The 16202-nt window shown below is 45.3% G+C and carries 31 protein-coding genes; 2 read left to right on the forward strand and 29 right to left on the reverse strand.

From position 1 onward, the window contains the following. Window positions 1-184 precede the first annotated feature (184 nt). Entirely contained in the window at window positions 185-805 is a 621-nt protein-coding gene (locus tag R7Q39_RS06720; protein ID WP_005383137.1) for an FKBP-type peptidyl-prolyl cis-trans isomerase, read from the forward strand. A gap of 153 nt (window positions 806-958) precedes the next feature. After that, a complete protein-coding gene (locus tag R7Q39_RS06725) occupies window positions 959-1438 on the forward strand; it encodes a DUF2780 domain-containing protein (RefSeq protein WP_017820297.1) in 480 nt (159 codons plus the stop codon). A gap of 135 nt (window positions 1439-1573) precedes the next feature. On the opposite strand, the gene rplQ is transcribed toward R7Q39_RS06725, so the two are convergent. From rplQ to rpmE, 29 genes are all read right to left on the reverse strand, one after another. After that, complete coding sequence (rplQ, locus tag R7Q39_RS06730) at window positions 1574-1954, reverse strand: 50S ribosomal protein L17 (protein WP_005383141.1); 381 nt, start codon at window positions 1952-1954, stop codon at window positions 1574-1576. Window positions 1955-1980: 26 nt separating this feature from the next. Then, entirely contained in the window at window positions 1981-2973 is a 993-nt protein-coding gene (locus tag R7Q39_RS06735) for a DNA-directed RNA polymerase subunit alpha (RefSeq protein WP_005383143.1), read from the reverse strand. Window positions 2974-2997: 24 nt separating this feature from the next. After that, window positions 2998-3618 carry a 30S ribosomal protein S4 gene (gene rpsD, locus R7Q39_RS06740; RefSeq protein WP_005383146.1) on the reverse strand — a complete coding sequence of 207 codons (621 nt, stop codon included), beginning with the start codon at window positions 3616-3618 and terminating at the stop codon, window positions 2998-3000. A 27-nt stretch (window positions 3619-3645) separates the two neighbouring features. Next, window positions 3646-4035, reverse strand: coding sequence for a 30S ribosomal protein S11 (rpsK, locus tag R7Q39_RS06745; protein WP_001118870.1), 390 nt, complete (start codon window positions 4033-4035; stop codon window positions 3646-3648). 18 nt (window positions 4036-4053) lie between these two features. Further along, complete coding sequence (rpsM, locus tag R7Q39_RS06750) at window positions 4054-4410, reverse strand: 30S ribosomal protein S13 (RefSeq protein ID WP_005383154.1); 357 nt, start codon at window positions 4408-4410, stop codon at window positions 4054-4056. 149 nt (window positions 4411-4559) lie between these two features. Further along, complete coding sequence (gene rpmJ, locus R7Q39_RS06755) at window positions 4560-4673, reverse strand: 50S ribosomal protein L36 (RefSeq protein WP_000868186.1); 114 nt, start codon at window positions 4671-4673, stop codon at window positions 4560-4562. A gap of 38 nt (window positions 4674-4711) precedes the next feature. After that, window positions 4712-6046, reverse strand: a complete 1335-nt coding sequence (secY, locus tag R7Q39_RS06760; RefSeq protein WP_005379562.1) for a preprotein translocase subunit SecY — start codon at window positions 6044-6046, stop codon at window positions 4712-4714. 20 nt (window positions 6047-6066) lie between these two features. Continuing rightward, a complete protein-coding gene (gene rplO / locus R7Q39_RS06765) occupies window positions 6067-6501 on the reverse strand; it encodes a 50S ribosomal protein L15 (RefSeq protein WP_005383155.1) in 435 nt (144 codons plus the stop codon). Between the two features lie 5 nt (window positions 6502-6506). After that, the gene (gene rpmD / locus R7Q39_RS06770) at window positions 6507-6683 is read right to left on the reverse strand and encodes a 50S ribosomal protein L30 (protein WP_005379565.1); all 177 of its coding nucleotides are present in this window, start codon (window positions 6681-6683) and stop codon (window positions 6507-6509) included. Window positions 6684-6690: 7 nt separating this feature from the next. Next, complete coding sequence (gene rpsE / locus R7Q39_RS06775) at window positions 6691-7194, reverse strand: 30S ribosomal protein S5 (RefSeq protein WP_004745894.1); 504 nt, start codon at window positions 7192-7194, stop codon at window positions 6691-6693. A 14-nt stretch (window positions 7195-7208) separates the two neighbouring features. Continuing rightward, window positions 7209-7562 carry a 50S ribosomal protein L18 gene (gene rplR / locus R7Q39_RS06780; RefSeq protein WP_005379568.1) on the reverse strand — a complete coding sequence of 118 codons (354 nt, stop codon included), beginning with the start codon at window positions 7560-7562 and terminating at the stop codon, window positions 7209-7211. A gap of 9 nt (window positions 7563-7571) precedes the next feature. Continuing rightward, the gene (gene rplF / locus R7Q39_RS06785; RefSeq protein WP_005379570.1) at window positions 7572-8105 is read right to left on the reverse strand and encodes a 50S ribosomal protein L6; all 534 of its coding nucleotides are present in this window, start codon (window positions 8103-8105) and stop codon (window positions 7572-7574) included. Between the two features lie 13 nt (window positions 8106-8118). Beyond that, entirely contained in the window at window positions 8119-8511 is a 393-nt protein-coding gene (rpsH, locus tag R7Q39_RS06790) for a 30S ribosomal protein S8 (RefSeq protein WP_005379572.1), read from the reverse strand. Window positions 8512-8540: 29 nt separating this feature from the next. Further along, window positions 8541-8846 carry a 30S ribosomal protein S14 gene (rpsN, locus tag R7Q39_RS06795; RefSeq protein WP_004410442.1) on the reverse strand — a complete coding sequence of 102 codons (306 nt, stop codon included), beginning with the start codon at window positions 8844-8846 and terminating at the stop codon, window positions 8541-8543. 17 nt (window positions 8847-8863) lie between these two features. Beyond that, window positions 8864-9403, reverse strand: coding sequence for a 50S ribosomal protein L5 (gene rplE / locus R7Q39_RS06800; RefSeq protein WP_005379573.1), 540 nt, complete (start codon window positions 9401-9403; stop codon window positions 8864-8866). Between the two features lie 23 nt (window positions 9404-9426). Then, entirely contained in the window at window positions 9427-9744 is a 318-nt protein-coding gene (rplX, locus tag R7Q39_RS06805) for a 50S ribosomal protein L24 (protein WP_005379574.1), read from the reverse strand. A gap of 13 nt (window positions 9745-9757) precedes the next feature. Then, entirely contained in the window at window positions 9758-10129 is a 372-nt protein-coding gene (gene rplN / locus R7Q39_RS06810) for a 50S ribosomal protein L14 (protein ID WP_004410450.1), read from the reverse strand. A 162-nt stretch (window positions 10130-10291) separates the two neighbouring features. After that, on the reverse strand, window positions 10292-10546 hold the full coding sequence (rpsQ, locus tag R7Q39_RS06815; RefSeq protein ID WP_005379575.1) for a 30S ribosomal protein S17: 255 nt from the start codon (window positions 10544-10546) through the stop codon (window positions 10292-10294). Then, on the reverse strand, window positions 10546-10737 hold the full coding sequence (rpmC, locus tag R7Q39_RS06820; protein WP_005379576.1) for a 50S ribosomal protein L29: 192 nt from the start codon (window positions 10735-10737) through the stop codon (window positions 10546-10548). The genes rpsQ and rpmC overlap by 1 nt, the downstream gene beginning before the upstream one ends. Next, entirely contained in the window at window positions 10737-11147 is a 411-nt protein-coding gene (gene rplP / locus R7Q39_RS06825; RefSeq protein ID WP_005379577.1) for a 50S ribosomal protein L16, read from the reverse strand. Before rplP ends, rpmC begins: the two co-directional genes overlap by 1 nt. 11 nt (window positions 11148-11158) lie before the next feature. Beyond that, complete coding sequence (gene rpsC, locus R7Q39_RS06830) at window positions 11159-11857, reverse strand: 30S ribosomal protein S3 (protein WP_005383161.1); 699 nt, start codon at window positions 11855-11857, stop codon at window positions 11159-11161. An 18-nt stretch (window positions 11858-11875) separates the two neighbouring features. Next, entirely contained in the window at window positions 11876-12208 is a 333-nt protein-coding gene (gene rplV, locus R7Q39_RS06835; RefSeq protein ID WP_005383164.1) for a 50S ribosomal protein L22, read from the reverse strand. 10 nt (window positions 12209-12218) lie between these two features. After that, on the reverse strand, window positions 12219-12497 hold the full coding sequence (gene rpsS / locus R7Q39_RS06840) for a 30S ribosomal protein S19 (protein WP_004394525.1): 279 nt from the start codon (window positions 12495-12497) through the stop codon (window positions 12219-12221). Window positions 12498-12518: 21 nt separating this feature from the next. After that, complete coding sequence (gene rplB, locus R7Q39_RS06845) at window positions 12519-13343, reverse strand: 50S ribosomal protein L2 (RefSeq protein WP_005383168.1); 825 nt, start codon at window positions 13341-13343, stop codon at window positions 12519-12521. A gap of 15 nt (window positions 13344-13358) precedes the next feature. Continuing rightward, the gene (gene rplW / locus R7Q39_RS06850; protein ID WP_004398471.1) at window positions 13359-13661 is read right to left on the reverse strand and encodes a 50S ribosomal protein L23; all 303 of its coding nucleotides are present in this window, start codon (window positions 13659-13661) and stop codon (window positions 13359-13361) included. Beyond that, window positions 13658-14260, reverse strand: a complete 603-nt coding sequence (gene rplD / locus R7Q39_RS06855; RefSeq protein WP_005379556.1) for a 50S ribosomal protein L4 — start codon at window positions 14258-14260, stop codon at window positions 13658-13660. The genes rplW and rplD overlap by 4 nt, the downstream gene beginning before the upstream one ends. 17 nt (window positions 14261-14277) lie before the next feature. Then, window positions 14278-14907 carry a 50S ribosomal protein L3 gene (rplC, locus tag R7Q39_RS06860; protein WP_005379555.1) on the reverse strand — a complete coding sequence of 210 codons (630 nt, stop codon included), beginning with the start codon at window positions 14905-14907 and terminating at the stop codon, window positions 14278-14280. Window positions 14908-14921: 14 nt separating this feature from the next. After that, the gene (gene rpsJ, locus R7Q39_RS06865) at window positions 14922-15233 is read right to left on the reverse strand and encodes a 30S ribosomal protein S10 (RefSeq protein ID WP_004410492.1); all 312 of its coding nucleotides are present in this window, start codon (window positions 15231-15233) and stop codon (window positions 14922-14924) included. Window positions 15234-15688: 455 nt separating this feature from the next. Further along, window positions 15689-15910: a 50S ribosomal protein L31 gene (gene rpmE, locus R7Q39_RS06870; RefSeq protein WP_005379546.1), complete on the reverse strand. Its 222-nt coding sequence runs from the start codon at window positions 15908-15910 to the stop codon at window positions 15689-15691. Window positions 15911-16202 lie beyond the last annotated feature (292 nt).

Genomic DNA, 16202 nt, shown 5'->3' on the forward strand with positions numbered 1-16202 from the left:
CGGAGAGTATATGTTTTTCACCAAACTAAAATGGAATTGGGATTAAATTAGCAGAAATTTCACTTGGAGTAAGAGATAAGTCACAACCTGGTCGCCTCAATTAAGCATTCAGTCGCAATCATTTAAACCTAAGCTCGAAACTGATATCCTGTTACCTTTATCACTCCTAATAAGAGCGACATTCATGTCTGAAATTAAATTTGAAACTGCAGAACAAAAAGCAAGCTACGGCATTGGTCTGCAAATGGGTCAGCAACTTGCAGGCTCTGGTCTTGAAGGTCTTAGCGTTGATGCTATCGCAGCAGGTATTGCAACAGCACTAACTGGTGACATGCCATCAATCGAAATTGATGAAATCAACAAAGCACTACAAGAACTTCACACTCGTGCAGAAACAGCTCGCCAAGAAGCAGCAAAAATTGCGGCAGCAGAAGGCGAAGCGTTCCTAAAAGACAACGCTCTACGACCTGAAGTTAACGTTCTAGACTCTGGTCTTCAGTACGAAATCATTTCTGAAGGTACTGGTGCAGTTCCTACAGCAGAAAGCTCAGTTCGCGTTCACTACCACGGTGAGCTAACTGACGGTACTGTATTCGATAGCTCTGTATCTCGCGGTCAACCTGCTGAATTCCCTGTTACAGGTGTAATCAAAGGTTGGGTAGAGGCACTACAACTAATGCCTGTTGGCTCTAAGTGGAAGCTATACGTACCACAAGATCTTGCGTACGGTGAGCGTGGCGCTGGTGCGGCTATCCCTCCATTTGCAGCTTTAGTTTTCGAAGTAGAACTATTAGATATTATCTAATTGAAACCATTTTCAATTATGATTAAATAAAACGGCGCACTAGCGCCGTTTTTTTGTCTAAACTGAATAGACTTTCTCACCTCTGAACCTTTCACTCTGATAGCCTTTAAAAATAAAATCACTTTTAAAAAACGCTCAACCTTTGGAGGTACTATGCGTAAAACACTCCTAACTCTAGCACTCCTATCAATCAACATTGGTAGTGCGCACGCATTCTTAGATTCAGTCACTCAAAAAAGTAAAGAAAGTGGCCTGATGGACATGGTCGGCAGCAGCTTGAACACCGAGTCATCTCCATTAACAGACATGCTAACTAGCCAATTACCAGTATCCACTGAGCAAGCAGCCGGAGGCAGTGGTGCGCTACTTGCTTTGGCTCAAAGCCAGCTTTCGCAAGAAAATAGTAGTGAATTACAGTCTTTGATTCCTGGACTTTCAAACTTGCAAGGAGCACAAAGCTTACTAGGAAATATTGAGAATATCAGTGCAGTCAAAAGTGCATTCGATACGTTAGGTTTAGACCCATCTATGATCAGTCAGTTTGCTCCAGTCATCTTGGATTACTTGAACAAGCAAGGCGCTAGCGAAGGGCTTCTAAGTTCGTTGGGCGGGTTGTGGAATACTAGTAAATAAGCGTAAGTGATAATCACTTTTTAAATTGCCAGTCGGCATGGGTTGAAATAAATGCAGGCTGGATATAAAGGTTTACTGAATTACAGATACAAAAAAGCCGAGCTAATGCTCGGCTTTCTCGTTCTTACGAACTGATTACTCAGCAGCTTCTTCAGCAGCTGGGCGATCTACAAGCTCAATGTAAGCCATTGGAGCTTTATCACCAGCACGGAAGCCAGCTTTTAGGATACGAGTGTAACCGCCCTGACGAGCAGCAAAACGTGGACCTAGTTCGTTAAATAGTTTTGCAACTACTTCGTTGTCACGAGTACGTGCAAATGCTAGACGACGGTTAGCAACACTGTCAGTCTTAGCTAGTGTAATCAAAGGCTCAACTACGCGACGTAGCTCTTTTGCTTTTGGCAAAGTAGTCTTGATAACTTCATGACGTACTAGAGAGCTAGCCATGTTGCTGAACATCGCTTTGCGATGTGAGCTGTTGCGGTTGAGTTGACGACCACTCTTACGATGGCGCATGACCTAATCCTTCTAACTAGTATCGATTAATCTTCAGCGATTGATGCAGGTGGCCAGTTTTCTAGGCGCATGCCCAGAGACAAACCACGTGACGCAAGTACGTCTTTAATCTCAGTAAGAGACTTTTTACCAAGGTTAGGCGTTTTAAGTAGCTCAACCTCGGTACGTTGTACTAGATCACCGATGTAGTGAATCGCTTCTGCTTTCAGACAGTTAGCAGAGCGAACTGTTAGTTCAAGATCGTCTACAGGACGCAGTAGGATCGGATCGAATTCTGGCTTCTCTTCCTTCTCCTCAGGAACTCGTACATCACGAAGATCTACGAATGCATCCAATTGTTCAGCTAGGATTGTAGCTGCACGACGGATTGCTTCCTCAGGTTCTAGAGTACCGTTTGTTTCCATATCGATAACAAGCTTGTCTAGATCAGTACGCTGTTCTACACGAGCTGCTTCTACAGCGTAGGCAATTTTGTCTACTGGGCTGTAAGTAGCATCTACTAGTAGGCGACCGATAGGACGCTCGTCTTCTTCGTTATGGATACGCGCAGAAGCTGGAACATAACCACGACCACGTTCAACTTTGATACGCATTGCGATCTCAGCGTTGTCATCCGTTAGGTGACAAATTACGTGTTCAGGGTTAGCGATCTCTACATCACCATCATGGGTGATGTCACCTGCAACCACAGGGCCCGAGCCTGATTTGTTCAAAGTAATGAACACTTCATCTTTGCCTTCGGCAACGCGCACAGCCAAACCTTTAAGGTTTAGAAGAATTTCAAGAATATCTTCTTGAACGCCTTCTTTCGTGCTGTACTCATGAAGTACGCCTTCAATTTCTACTTCTGTTACAGCACAACCTGGCATAGAAGATAGAAGGATGCGGCGAAGTGCATTACCCAGAGTATGACCAAAGCCACGCTCTAATGGCTCAAGAGTTACTTTTGCGTGAGTCGAGCTGATTTGTTCGATGTCAACTAGACGTGGCTTAAGAAATTCTGTTACAGAACCCTGCATTGTGTCCTCTCTTTAGTTTAAACCTTACTTAGAGTAAAGCTCGACGATCAATTGTTCGTTGATGTCAGCTGATAGATCAGAACGCTCAGGCATACGCTTGAATGTACCTTCCATCTTGCCACCATCTACTTCAATCCAAGTTGGTTTTTCACGTTGTTCAGCAACTTCTAGAGCTGCTTTGATACGAGCTTGCTGTTTAGCTTTCTCGCGAATAGAAACAACGTCATTAGCCGCTACTTTGAAAGAAGGAACGTTTACAACTTTACCGTTTACTAGGATAGCTTTGTGGCTAACTAGCTGACGTGCTTCTGCGCGAGTTGCGCCAAAGCCCATGCGGTAAACTACGTTATCAAGACGACCTTCAAGAAGCTGAAGTAGGTTTTCACCAGTGTTGCCTTTTAGGCGAGCAGCTTCTTTGTAGTAGTTACGGAATTGTTTTTCTAGAACGCCGTACATACGACGTACTTTTTGCTTCTCACGAAGCTGAACGCCATACTCAGATAGACGACCGCGACGAGCGCCGTGTACACCTGGTGCGTTATCAATTTTACACTTGGTATCGATCGCGCGAACACCAGACTTAAGGAATAAGTCAGTGCCTTCACGACGGCTAAGCTTCAGCTTAGGACCCAAATATCTTGCCATGATTCTTCTCCAATTGTCCTAGAAACGTTATACGCGACGTTTCTTAGGTGGACGACAACCGTTATGAGGGATTGGTGTAGCATCAACGATGTTTGTGATGCGGAAACCAGCGGCGTTTAGTGCACGAACAGTAGATTCGCGACCTGGACCAGGACCCTTAACCATAACTTCCAAGTTCTTTAGGCCGTATTCTTTAGCCATTTCAGCACAACGCTCAGCAGCAACCTGTGCAGCGAACGGAGTAGACTTACGAGAACCACGGAAACCAGAACCACCTGCAGTAGCCCATGCAAGAGCGTTACCTTGACGGTCAGTAATGGTTACGATTGTGTTATTGAAAGAAGCATGGATGTGCGCAACGCCATCTGCAACTTGCTTGCGTACGCGCTTACGAGCGCGAGTTGGTTGTTTAGCCATTGTACTCTACCTTCCCGATTATTTCTTGATCGGCTTACGCGGACCCTTACGGGTGCGAGCGTTGGTTTTAGTACGCTGTCCACGTAGTGGTAGACTGCGACGATGACGAAGACCACGGTAACAGCCAAGGTCCATAAGACGCTTGATGTTCATAGATACTTCACGACGTAGATCACCTTCTACAGTGTACTTAGCTACACCATCACGCAGTTGATCGATCTGCTCTTCAGTTAGTTCACTGATCTTAACATTTTCAGCAATACCCACTTCAGCTAGGATAGCTTGAGAGCGAGTTTTACCGATGCCGTAGATCGCTGTTAGAGCGATTACTGCATGTTTCTGATCAGGAATGTTAATGCCTGCTATACGGGCCATTATTCACTCCTAAGTGTTTCTATAAAAGAATTAGCCGCAGCAAAGCCCGTTATGGATACGCTGCGGAATACTACTTCTTTTGCACGCAAAAGGTAGGCCGAGGAATATACTCGACCCAACCTTCATTTTCAAGTAAAAATTTCTGCTAATTAGCCTTGGCGCTGTTTGTGCTTTGGCTCACTGCAAATCACGCGAACGACACCGTTACGCTTGATTACTTTACAGTTACGGCAGATTTTTTTAACGGAAGCACGAACTTTCATTGCTAAACTCCGTAAATGAAACTGAGTCTACCGCCGGATTAACGGCCGTAGCCTTTCAGATTCGCTTTCTTCAACACAGAATCATACTGTTGAGACATCAGATGAGTCTGTACCTGTGCCATAAAGTCCATAATTACAACAACTACGATTAGTAGCGATGTACCGCCGAAGTAGAAACGTACGTTCCACGCGACCATCATGAACTCGGGAATCAGACAGATAAAGGTAATGTACAGTGCACCAGCAAGGGTTAAACGTGTCATTACTTTATCAATGTATTTCGCTGTCTGCTCACCTGGGCGGATACCGGGTACGAATGCACCAGACTTCTTCAAGTTATCTGCTGTTTCACGCGGGTTGAAAACCAACGCCGTGTAGAAGAAACAGAAGAAGATAATTGCTGCTGCATAAAGCATTACATACAACGGTTGACCTGGGCTAAGAGCCAAAGACACGTCAGTTAACCAACCGAACGCGCTGCTCTCACCGTTTTGACCAAACCACTGAGCCAATGTTCCTGGGAACAAGATAATACTTGATGCAAAAATCGCTGGAATTACACCTGCCATGTTAATTTTAAGAGGCAAGTGCGAGCTTTGCGCAGCAAATACTTTACGACCTTGTTGACGTTTCGCATAGTTAACGACGATTCGGCGCTGACCACGTTCCATGAAAACAACGAAGTAAATTACTGCAAAAGCTAATACCGCGATTAGCAACAGAAGAAGTACATGCAATTCACCTTGACGCGCTTGCTCGATTGTTTGACCGATTGCAGAAGGCAATCCAGCAACAATACCTGCAAAAATCAGTATCGAAATACCGTTACCAATTCCGCGCTCTGTAATTTGTTCACCTAACCACATCAAGAACATGGTACCGGTTACTAAACTTACGGTAGCAATTAGCGTAAACATGGTTTGGTTGATAACAACCAGATTGTCGACCATGTTTGGTAGGCCAGTTGCAATACCTATAGCTTGGAAGGTTGCAAGTACAAGCGTGCCGTAGCGTGTGTATTGGCTTATCTTACGACGGCCTGCTTCACCCTCTTTTTTGAGTTCAGCTAACGCTGGATGAACTACAGTTAGCAATTGGACAACAATAGATGCCGAAATATACGGCATGATGCCCAATGCTAATATAGATGCACGCTCAAGAGCACCACCGGAGAACATGTTAAACATTTCAACGATGGTACCTTTTTGCTGTTCGAACAAATCGGCAAGTACAGCAGCGTCAATACCAGGAATCGGCACAAAAGAGCCGGCTCGGAATACTAAAAGTGCACCAATTACGAATAACAAGCGCGACTTTAGTTCACTTAAGCCGCTCTGAGCACTACGAAAATCTTGTCCTGGTTTCTTAGCCATCTGTACCTCGTTTCTCGAGATTATTCCTCGATTTTACCGCCTGCAGCTTCGATTGCAGCTTTAGCGCCTTTAGTCACACGTAGACCTTTAACAGTCACTGCTTTATTGATTTCACCAGAAAGAACAACTTTTACAAATTCGATGTTCTTAGTGATGATGTTAGCAGCTTTAAGACTGTTTAGATCAACTACGTCACCAGAAACTTTCGCTAGCTCAGCTAGACGAACTTCAGCAGACACTAGGCTCTTACGAGAAGTGAAACCGAATTTTGGTAGACGTTGTTTCAGAGGCATCTGACCGCCTTCGAAACCTGGACGAACACTGCCGCCAGAACGTGATTTTTGACCTTTGTGACCACGGCCACCAGTTTTACCTAGGCCTGAACCGATACCACGACCTACTCGCTTCGCAGAAGTTTTCGCGCCAGCAGCCGGTGCTAGAGTATTCAAACGCATTCTGATTACTCCTCAACTTTAACCATGTAGTAAACCTTGTTGATCATACCGCGAATACACGGAGTATCTTCAAGTTCTACTGTGTGGTTGATTTTACGAAGACCTAGACCGCGCAAAGTAGCTTTGTGCTTTGGCAGACGACCAATTGAGCTTTTAGTTTGAGTTACTTTAATAGTTGCCATGGTGTTCTTACTCCGAAATAGATTCAACAGTTAGACCACGTTTAGCAGCAACCATTTCTGGTGACTTCATGCTACCTAGTGCATCGATCGTTGCACGAACGATGTTGATAGGGTTCGTAGAACCGTACGCTTTAGATAGTACGTTGTGTACACCAGCAACTTCTAGTACTGCACGCATCGCACCACCTGCGATAACACCAGTACCTTCTGCAGCAGGCTGCATGTAAACTTTAGAGCCCGAATGGCGACCTTTCACTGGGTGGTGAAGAGTGCCTTCGTTTAGAGCGATCGTAGTCATGTTACGACGCGCTTTTTCCATTGCTTTTTGAATCGCTGCAGGTACTTCACGAGCTTTGCCGTAACCGAAACCTACACGACCGTTACCGTCACCAACTACTGTTAGTGCAGTGAAGCTCATGATTCGACCACCTTTAACCGTTTTAGAAACACGGTTAACTGCGATTAGCTTTTCTTGCAAATCATTCGCTTGAACTTGTTGTTCTTTAGCCATCTTCCAACCCTACCTTAGAATTTCAGACCAGCTTCGCGAGCAGATTCTGCTAGCGCCGCTACTCGACCGTGGTATTGGAAACCAGAACGATCAAATGCAACTGCAGTTACGCCCTTCTCTAGAGCGCGCTCAGCAATAGCTTTACCCACTGCTTTAGCTGCATCAACGTTACCAGTGTATTTCACTTGCTCACGGATCGCTTTTTCTACAGTAGAAGCTGCTGCGATAACCTCAGAGCCGTTAGCCGCGATAACCTGTGCGTACACGTGACGAGGAGTACGGTGTACAACTAGGCGAGTCGCACCCAGTTCTGCAATCTTACGACGTGCACGTGTAGCACGACGGATGCGAGATGCTTTCTTATCCATAGTGTTACCTTACTTCTTCTTAGCTTCTTTAGTACGCACATTTTCATCTGCGTAACGAACACCTTTGCCTTTGTATGGCTCAGGCTCACGGTAAGAACGAATGTCAGCCGCAACTTGACCAACTAGTTGCTTGTCAGCACCAGTGATCACGATTTCAGTTTGGCTTGGACATTCAGCTTTAATACCCGCTGGCAACTCGTGCTCAACTGGGTGTGAGAAGCCTAGTGTTAGACCTACAGCGTTGCCTTTGATAGCAGCACGGTAACCTACACCTTTAAGAGTTAGCTTCTTAGTAAAGCCTTCAGTAACACCAACAACCATGTTGTTAACTAGAGCGCGAGCAGTACCTGCTTGAGCCCATGCGTTAGCAACACCTTCTTTAGGACCGAAAGTCAGGTTATTTTCTTCCTGAGCGATTACAACTGCGTTGTTAAGAACGCGAGTTAGTTCGCCTTTCGCACCTTTTACAGTGATTTCTTGGCCGTTTAGTTTCACCTCTACGCCAGCTGGAATAGCGACAGGTGCTTTTGCAACACGAGACATAGTCTACTCCTTATTAAGCTACGTAAGCGATGATTTCACCACCAAGACCTGCTTTACGTGCAGCGCGGTCTGACATAAGACCCTTGGAAGTAGAAACGATAGCAATACCAAGACCACCCATTACAGAAGGAAGTTCATCTTTCTTCTTGTAAACACGTAGACCTGGACGAGAAACACGTTTAAGTTGCTCGATTACTGGTTTAGCTTGGAAGTACTTAAGTGTAACTTCTAGCTCAGGTTTTGCTTCGCCTTCAACAGCGAAGTCAACGATGTAACCTTCAGCTTTTAGTAGTGCAGCAATTGCAACTTTAAGCTTTGAAGAAGGCATTTTTACAGCAACTTTGTTTGCTGCCTGACCGTTACGAACGCGGGTCAGCATATCCGAAATCGGATCTTGCATGCTCATATGATTTACTCCAAATGATTAAGTGGCAATTACCAGCTAGCCTTACGAAGACCCGGAATCTCGCCTTTCATGCAAGCTTCACGAACCTTAATACGGCTTAGACCGAACTTACGTAGGTAACCGTGTGGACGACCAGTTTGGTTGCAACGGTTGCGCTGACGTGATGCACTTGAATCACGTGGAAGAGATTGCAGTGTAAGAACCGCGTTCCAACGATCTTCTTCAGATGCGTTTACATCGCTGATGATAGCTTTTAGCGCTGCACGCTTTTCAGCGAACTTAGCTACTAGCTTCGCACGTTTTGCTTCACGTGCTTTCATTGAATTTTTAGCCATAACAGTAACCCTTCACCTTACTTACGGAATGGGAAGTTAAAGGCAGCCAGCAGAGCACGGCCTTCCTCATCAGTACCAGCAGACGTCGTAATAGTGATGTCTAGACCGCGTACTCGATCAACTTTATCAAAGTCGATTTCCGGGAAGATGATTTGCTCGCGAACGCCCATGCTGTAGTTACCGCGACCGTCAAAAGACTTAGCGCTAACACCACGGAAGTCACGTACACGTGGAAGAGCGATGTTAATTAAACGCTCAAGAAAATCCCACATACGTTCGCCACGCAAGGTTACTTTACAACCGATAGGGTAGCCTTCACGGATTTTGAAACCTGCAACAGATTTGCGCGCTTTTGTGATAAGTGGCTTTTGACCAGAGATCGTTGCCATATCAGACGCTGCATTTTCTAGCAGTTTCTTATCGTTGATTGCTTCACCAACACCCATGTTTAGGGTGATTTTCTCGATTCTAGGGACTTGCATGACGCTTGTGTAACCGAACTGTTTGGTCAGTTCAGCGACTACAGACGACTTGTAGTAATCATGCAGTTTCGCCATAGTAGAACTCCAAATTACTTCTATTAGTTAGAAACGGTTTCGCCGTTAGACTTGAAGAAACGAACTTTTTTGCCGTCTTCAAAACGGAAACCGATACGGTCAGCTTTACCAGTAGCTGCGTTAAAGATAGCCACGTTAGAAACGTCGATAGCTGCTTCTTGCTCTACGATACCGCCTTGGATACCCATAGCTGGAACAGGTTTCTGATGTTTCTTAACTAGGTTGATACCTTCAACGATAACTTTACCAGTTGCTAGAACCTTAGTTACTTTACCTTTCTTGCCTTTGTCTTTACCAGCAAGAACGATTACTTCGTCATTACGACGGATTTTAGCTGCCATTTCTACGTGCTCCTTACAGAACTTCTGGAGCCAGTGAAACGATCTTCATGAACTTATCGCCACGAAGTTCGCGTGTCACAGGACCAAAGATACGTGTACCGATTGGTTGCTCAGTATTGTCGTTTAGCAATACGCAAGCATTTCGGTCGAAGCGAATGACAGAACCGTCAGGACGACGTACGCCTTTACGGGTGCGCACTACCACCGCCTTCAGAACATCACCTTTTTTAACTTTACCGCGAGGGATTGCTTCCTTCACAGTAACTTTGATGACGTCACCGATATGTGCATAACGGCGGTGAGAGCCACCCAGAACCTTAATACACATTACGCTGCGTGCGCCTGAGTTATCAGCTGCGTCCAGCATACTTTGCATTTGGATCATGTTAGTGCTCCGCTAAATATTAATAACTAGACCCATCACGGGTCGGGCTGCCTCTTTAAAAGGGACGCGAATTGTACCACCCTTTTTTGTGATTGGGTAGTCAAAAAATAAACGGCTCCAAAAATATTTTGGAGCCGCTTTAGTTTCATAGAATTAACGAGATTAAATCTTCGCCTTTTCTAGAACTTTTACCAAAGTCCAAGACTTAGTCTTAGACAGTGGACGACACTCTGCGATTTCAACTGTGTCGCCTAGGCCACACTCGTTGTTCTCGTCATGTGCGTGTACTTTAGTCGTACGTTTTACGTATTTACCGTAGATTGGGTGTTTTACGAAACGTTCGATAGCAACAGTGATAGACTTGTCCATCTTGTCGCTAACAACACGACCTTGTTGAGTACGTTTTACTTCGCTCATTATGCGCCTGCCTTCTCAGTCAAAACAGTTTTCACACGTGCGATATCACGGCGTACAGCTTTCAGAGTATGAGTTTGCTGTAGTTGACCAGTCGCAGCTTGCATGCGCAAGTTGAACTGTTCACGTAGCAAATTCATTAGCTCAGCGTTAAGCTCTTCAACGCTTTTCTCGCGTAGATCTTGTGCTTTCATCACATCACCTGCTTAGTTACAAATGTAGTTTTGAAAGGCAGTTTACGTGCCGCAAGACGGAACGCTTCACGTGCCAATTCTTCAGGTACACCACCCATTTCGTACATAACCTTACCAGGTTGGATTTGGGCTACCCAGTACTCAACGTTACCTTTACCCTTACCTTGACGAACTTCAAGTGGTTTTTCTGTGATTGGTTTGTCTGGGAACACACGGATCCAGATTTTACCTTGACGCTTAACGTGACGTGTCATTGCACGACGTGCCGCTTCGATTTGACGAGCAGTTAGACGACCACGGCCAACAGCTTTAAGACCGAATTCGCCGAAGCTTACATCAGTACCTTTAGCTAGACCACGGTTACGACCAGTCTGAACCTTACGGAACTTAGTACGTTTAGGTTGTAGCATCTGTCGACTCCTTACTTACGGCCTTTACGCTGCTTCTTAGGCTTGTCGCCTTTAGGCTCTACAGCGTTAGCTGCTGGCATACCACCTAGGATTTCACCTTTGAAGATCCAAGTTTTAATGCCGATCACACCGTATTGAGTGTGAGCCGAAGAAGTTGCGTAATCAATGTCAGCACGTAGAGTGTGTAGAGGCACACGGCCTTCACGGTACCACTCTGAACGTGCGATTTCAGCGCCGCCTAGACGACCGCTTACTTCCACTTTGATACCTTTAGCGCCTAGGCGCATTGCGTTTTGTACTGCGCGCTTCATAGCACGACGGAACATAACACGACGCTCTAGCTGAGACGCGATGCTGTCACCAACAAGTTGCGCATCTAGTTCAGGCTTACGTACTTCAGCGATGTTAATTTGCGCTGGTACACCTGCAATTTTAGCTACAGCTGCGCGTAGCTTCTCAACGTCTTCACCTTTCTTACCGATAACAACGCCTGGACGAGCAGTGTGAATAGTCACACGGATGCTCTTAGCAGGACGCTCGATAACGATACGTGATAGAGACGCTTTTTTCAGTTCACTTGTAAGGAACTGACGTACCTTGAAGTCGCCGTCTAGGTTGTCAGCGAAATCTTTGGTGTTAGCAAACCATGTAGCATTCCAAGGCTTAACGATGCCTAGACGAATACCATTTGGATGTACTTTTTGACCCATTGCTTACTCTCCTAGTCTCTAGCGATCTGCTACAACAACAGTGATGTGGCTTGAACGCTTCAAGATACGATCCGCACGACCTTTAGCACGAGGCATAATACGCTTCATGGTTGGGCCTTCATCTACAAAGATTTTTGCGACATTCAGATCGTCAATATCTGCACCTTCGTTGTGCTCCGCGTTAGCGATAGCAGACTCTAGAACTTTCTTAACTAGTGCAGCAGCTTTTTTGTTGCTGAACGTTAGGATTTCTAGAGCTTGGTCAACAGATTTACCACGGATTAGATCCGCAACTAAGCGAGCTTTCTGAGGCGAAATGCGAGCAAAGTTATGTTTAGCAATTGCTTCCATTATCTACTCCTTAGCGCTTCTTAGCTTTCTTATCCGCAGCGTGACCGCGGTAAGTGCGTGTTGGTGCGAATTCACCTAGTTTGTGACCGATCATTTCATCAGTTACAAATACTGGTACGTGCTGACGACCATTATGGACAGCGATGGTCAAACCGATCATCGTAGGGATGATCATTGAACGACGGGACCAAGTCTTAATAGGCTTTTTGTCTCCGCTTTCCACCGCTTTCTCTACCTTCTTCAGCAAGTGTAGGTCAATAAAAGGACCTTTCTTGAGAGAACGTGGCATGGCGATTCCTCTTTATATAGATTACTTGTTACGACGACGTACGATGTACTTGTCAGTGCGTTTGTTCTTACGAGTCTTGAAGCCTTTAGTAGGCATACCCCAAGGAGATACTGGGTGACGACCACCAGAAGTACGGCCTTCACCACCACCATGTGGGTGGTCAATCGGGTTCATTACAACACCACGAACCGTTGGACGGATACCGCGATGACGTGATGCACCTGCTTTACCAAGTTCACGTAGCATGTGCTCAGAGTTACCAACTTCACCGATTGTTGCACGGCCTTCAGAAAGAACTTTGCGCATCTCGCCAGAACGTAGACGGATAGTTACGTACGCACCGTCGCGAGCAACGATTTGAGCGTAAGCACCAGCCGAACGAGCTAGCTGACCACCTTTACCAGGCTTAAGTTCAACGTTATGTACTGTTGAACCTACTGGGATATTACGCATTGGTAGAGTGTTACCAGCTTTGATTGGTGCATCAACACCAGACTGAATAACATCACCAGCTACAACACCTTTAGGTGCTAGGATGTAGCGACGCTCACCGTCTTTGTAAAGAACTAGAGCAATGTTTGCGCTACGGTTTGGATCGTATTCAAGACGCTCAACTGTCGCTGGAATACCATCTTTAGTACGTTTGAAGTCAACTACACGGTAGTGGTGCTTGTGACCACCGCCGATGTGACGTACTGTGATACGACCCTTGTTGTTACGACCACCGTTCTTAGAGTTTTTCTCTAGAAGAGGTGCGTATGGCTTGCCCTTGTGTAGGTCAGCGTTAACAACTTTAACAACGTGACGACGACCAGGGGAAGTCGGCTTACATTTAACAATAGCCATTTTTAACTACTCCTGTTATTCCGCGCCGCCAACGAAGTCAAGATCTTGACCTTCTTTCAAAGTAACGTACGCTTTCTTAACGTCGCTGCGGCGACCTTGGCGTAGACCTTGACGTTTGGTCTTACCCTTAGTGATAAGAGTATTTACAGACTTAACTTCAACTTCAAATAGCTTTTCTACAGCTGCTTTGATCTCTTTTTTAGTCGCATCTTTAGCTACTTTGAAAACGATAGTGTTCGCTTTCTCAGCTGCCATAGTTGCTTTTTCAGAGATGTGCGGTGCACGTAGAACTTTTAGGATACGCTCTTCAGTGATCATGCTAGCATTTCCTCTACTTGCTTAACTGCTTCTGCAGTCATTACAACTTTGTCAAACGCGATTAGAGATACTGGATCGATACCAGCAACATCACGTGCGTCAACTTTGTATAGGTTACGAGCAGCTAGGAATAGATTCTCATCTACTTCGCTAGTCACGATTAGAGCGTCAGTTAGCTCAAGCTCTTTAAGCTTAGCAACTAGCTCTTTAGTCTTTGGTGCTTCAACTGAGAAGTTATCAACAACGATTAGACGCTCTTGACGAACAAGCTCAGAAAGAATGCTCTTCATAGCACCACGGTACATTTTTTTGTTTACTTTTTGGCTGTGATCTTGTGGTTTCGCAGCAAAAGTAACACCACCTGTACGCCAGATTGGGCTACGGATTGTACCAGCACGCGCACGGCCAGTACCTTTTTGACGCCATGGCTTAGCGCCACCGCCAGAAACTTCTGAACGTGTTTTTTGAGCACGAGTACCTTGACGAGCACCTGCTGCGTACGCAACAACTACTTGGTGTACAAGAGCTTCGTTAAACTCACGTCCGAAAGTAGTTTCGGAAACAGTTAGTGCATCGGCACCTTTAACCATTAGTTCCATTACTTACTCCTGAGACGTTATGCTTTAACAGCTGGTTTAACGATCACGTTGCCGCCAGTTGCGCCTGGGACTGCACCTTTAATAAGAAGCAGGTTGCGCTCAGCGTCAACACGTACGATCTCTAGGTTTTGAGTCGTTACACGCTCAGCACCCATGTGACCTGCCATTTTCTTGCCTTTAAATACGCGACCTGGAGTCTGACATTGACCGATAGAACCAGGAGCACGGTGAGACAATGAGTTACCGTGAGTCATATCTTGAGTACGGAAGTTCCAACGCTTAACAGCGCCTTGGAAACCTTTACCCTTAGATGTACCAGTAACGTCTACTTTCTTAGTTTCGTTGAATAGTTCAACAGTTAGTTCTGAACCAACTTCGAACTCTTCGCCGTTTTCTAAACGGAATTCCCAAAGACCGCGACCAGCTTCAACGCCAGCTTTAGCAAAGTGACCTGCTTCAGCTTTGTTTACACGGTTAGCTTTCTTAGAACCAGCTGTAACCTGGATTGCTGCGTAGCCGTCAGTTTCAAGAGTTTTCACTTGAGAAACACGGTTAGCTTCAACCTCAACAACTGTTACTGGGATAGAAACGCCTTCTTCAGTAAATACGCGGGTCATGCCCACTTTACGACCGATTAGACCAATCATACTTCTAATCTCCCTTAACCTAGGCTAATTTGAACGTCAACGCCCGCAGCAAGGTCTAGACGCATTAGAGCATCAACAGTCTTGTCTGTTGGCTCAACGATGTCGATTAGACGCTTGTGAGTACGGATTTCGTACTGGTCACGTGCTTTCTTGTTAACGTGTGGAGAGATAAGAACTGTGAAACGCTCTTTACGAGTTGGCAGTGGGATTGGACCACGAACCTGTGCGCCAGTGCGCTTAGCTGTTTCAACGATTTCCGCTGTAGAAGCATCGATTAGTTTGTAATCGAAAGCTTTTAGGCGGATACGGATACGTTGGTTCTGCATGAGACAGAGCTCCAAATTTAATAAATTACACAAACAATATCGCCACTCAAACTCGTCAAGACGAGAGAATGCCGATTGATTTATGTGAAACCGTAGCATCCAAGATTAGGACGCATTGTCAGTTAATTTTCGATTAACTATCCCTATATGCCAAAGTCACCTTTGAGGATAGTTTTTCCGAAGAAAAGATAGCTAATTGTATTAACCGCGAACATAAGCTGAGTATACATTACCTCGCAAATCCTTAGATTTGCTCGCTCCTCACTGCTCATTGGTTCACAACTGGCTTAACCAGTGCGCTGCATTATACAGATCACACTTTAGGTTGCAAGCGCTGAGTGAAAAATAATCGGGAATATTCCAAACCCCATACATTCCTCTTCGCTTGGTAGCCATTAAACAAAAAGGACGCCGAAGCGTCCTTTTCTAAACTGTAATCGTAATAGCGGCTGCTATTATTTCTTACCGCTTGATAGTGCACCGAAACGCTTGTTGAAGCGATCAACACGGCCGCCTGTATCAACGATACGTTGCTTACCAGTGTAGAATGGGTGACACTTGTCACATACGTCTAGGTGGATAGACTCTTTACCTAGAGTAGAGTTGAACTCAAAAGAGTTGCCGCAAGAACAAGTCGCTTTTACTGCTTTGTATTCTGGGTGGATACCAGCTTTCATGGGATAACCTCAATAGTAGGCCGTGTCGCTATACGAATCTAAGCCGCACACCACACGCAATTAATAATAAAATGGGATACCGCATCAACTAATTGCCGAAGCCATATCTCAAGGCGCGATATAGTAAAGAATCACATTGTTCGGATCAACACATTTGGCAACTTTTTCGCCACTTTTTTAGCCAGACTAATCATAGAGGCACGATTCACGCTGAATCACATAGCTTTACTCGAATTTCCATACCGATTTTAATAGACTCTCATTTCCTTTCCCTCTTTTTAATAGCTAAGAA

The organism is Vibrio sp. 947 (assembly GCF_033339115.1).
GTDB lineage: Bacteria > Pseudomonadota > Gammaproteobacteria > Enterobacterales > Vibrionaceae > Vibrio > Vibrio alginolyticus.

Coding starts and splice junctions, on each gene's coding strand:
- R7Q39_RS06720 (WP_005383137.1), top strand. CDS start 185: ATGTCTGAAATTAAATTTGAAACTGCAGAACAAAAAGCAAGCTACGGC.
- R7Q39_RS06725 (WP_017820297.1), top strand. CDS start 959: ATGCGTAAAACACTCCTAACTCTAGCACTCCTATCAATCAACATTGGT.
- rplQ (WP_005383141.1), bottom strand. CDS start 1,954: ATGCGCCATCGTAAGAGTGGTCGTCAACTCAACCGCAACAGCTCACAT.
- R7Q39_RS06735 (WP_005383143.1), bottom strand. CDS start 2,973: ATGCAGGGTTCTGTAACAGAATTTCTTAAGCCACGTCTAGTTGACATC.
- rpsD (WP_005383146.1), bottom strand. CDS start 3,618: ATGGCAAGATATTTGGGTCCTAAGCTGAAGCTTAGCCGTCGTGAAGGC.
- rpsK (WP_001118870.1), bottom strand. CDS start 4,035: ATGGCTAAACAACCAACTCGCGCTCGTAAGCGCGTACGCAAGCAAGTT.
- rpsM (WP_005383154.1), bottom strand. CDS start 4,410: ATGGCCCGTATAGCAGGCATTAACATTCCTGATCAGAAACATGCAGTA.
- rpmJ (WP_000868186.1), bottom strand. CDS start 4,673: ATGAAAGTTCGTGCTTCCGTTAAAAAAATCTGCCGTAACTGTAAAGTA.
- secY (WP_005379562.1), bottom strand. CDS start 6,046: ATGGCTAAGAAACCAGGACAAGATTTTCGTAGTGCTCAGAGCGGCTTA.
- rplO (WP_005383155.1), bottom strand. CDS start 6,501: ATGCGTTTGAATACTCTAGCACCGGCTGCTGGCGCGAAAACTTCTGCG.
- rpmD (WP_005379565.1), bottom strand. CDS start 6,683: ATGGCAACTATTAAAGTAACTCAAACTAAAAGCTCAATTGGTCGTCTG.
- rpsE (WP_004745894.1), bottom strand. CDS start 7,194: ATGGCTAAAGAACAACAAGTTCAAGCGAATGATTTGCAAGAAAAGCTA.
- rplR (WP_005379568.1), bottom strand. CDS start 7,562: ATGGATAAGAAAGCATCTCGCATCCGTCGTGCTACACGTGCACGTCGT.
- rplF (WP_005379570.1), bottom strand. CDS start 8,105: ATGTCTCGTGTTGCAAAAGCACCTGTCGCTATTCCAGCTGGCGTAGAG.
- rpsH (WP_005379572.1), bottom strand. CDS start 8,511: ATGAGCATGCAAGATCCGATTTCGGATATGCTGACCCGCGTTCGTAAC.
- rpsN (WP_004410442.1), bottom strand. CDS start 8,846: ATGGCTAAAAATTCAATGAAAGCACGTGAAGCAAAACGTGCGAAGCTA.
- rplE (WP_005379573.1), bottom strand. CDS start 9,403: ATGGCGAAACTGCATGATTACTACAAGTCGTCTGTAGTCGCTGAACTG.
- rplX (WP_005379574.1), bottom strand. CDS start 9,744: ATGGCAGCTAAAATCCGTCGTAATGACGAAGTAATCGTTCTTGCTGGT.
- rplN (WP_004410450.1), bottom strand. CDS start 10,129: ATGATCCAAATGCAAAGTATGCTGGACGCAGCTGATAACTCAGGCGCA.
- rpsQ (WP_005379575.1), bottom strand. CDS start 10,546: ATGAGCGAAGTAAAACGTACTCAACAAGGTCGTGTTGTTAGCGACAAG.
- rpmC (WP_005379576.1), bottom strand. CDS start 10,737: ATGAAAGCACAAGATCTACGCGAGAAAAGCGTTGAAGAGCTTAACGCT.
- rplP (WP_005379577.1), bottom strand. CDS start 11,147: ATGCTACAACCTAAACGTACTAAGTTCCGTAAGGTTCAGACTGGTCGT.
- rpsC (WP_005383161.1), bottom strand. CDS start 11,857: ATGGGTCAAAAAGTACATCCAAATGGTATTCGTCTAGGCATCGTTAAG.
- rplV (WP_005383164.1), bottom strand. CDS start 12,208: ATGGAAGCAATTGCTAAACATAACTTTGCTCGCATTTCGCCTCAGAAA.
- rpsS (WP_004394525.1), bottom strand. CDS start 12,497: ATGCCACGTTCTCTCAAGAAAGGTCCTTTTATTGACCTACACTTGCTG.
- rplB (WP_005383168.1), bottom strand. CDS start 13,343: ATGGCTATTGTTAAATGTAAGCCGACTTCCCCTGGTCGTCGTCACGTT.
- rplW (WP_004398471.1), bottom strand. CDS start 13,661: ATGATCACTGAAGAGCGTATCCTAAAAGTTCTACGTGCACCGCACATC.
- rplD (WP_005379556.1), bottom strand. CDS start 14,260: ATGGAACTAATGGTTAAAGGTGCCGATGCACTAACTGTTTCCGAAACT.
- rplC (WP_005379555.1), bottom strand. CDS start 14,907: ATGATTGGTCTAATCGGTCGTAAAGTGGGCATGACCCGCGTATTTACT.
- rpsJ (WP_004410492.1), bottom strand. CDS start 15,233: ATGCAGAACCAACGTATCCGTATCCGCCTAAAAGCTTTCGATTACAAA.
- rpmE (WP_005379546.1), bottom strand. CDS start 15,910: ATGAAAGCTGGTATCCACCCAGAATACAAAGCAGTAAAAGCGACTTGT.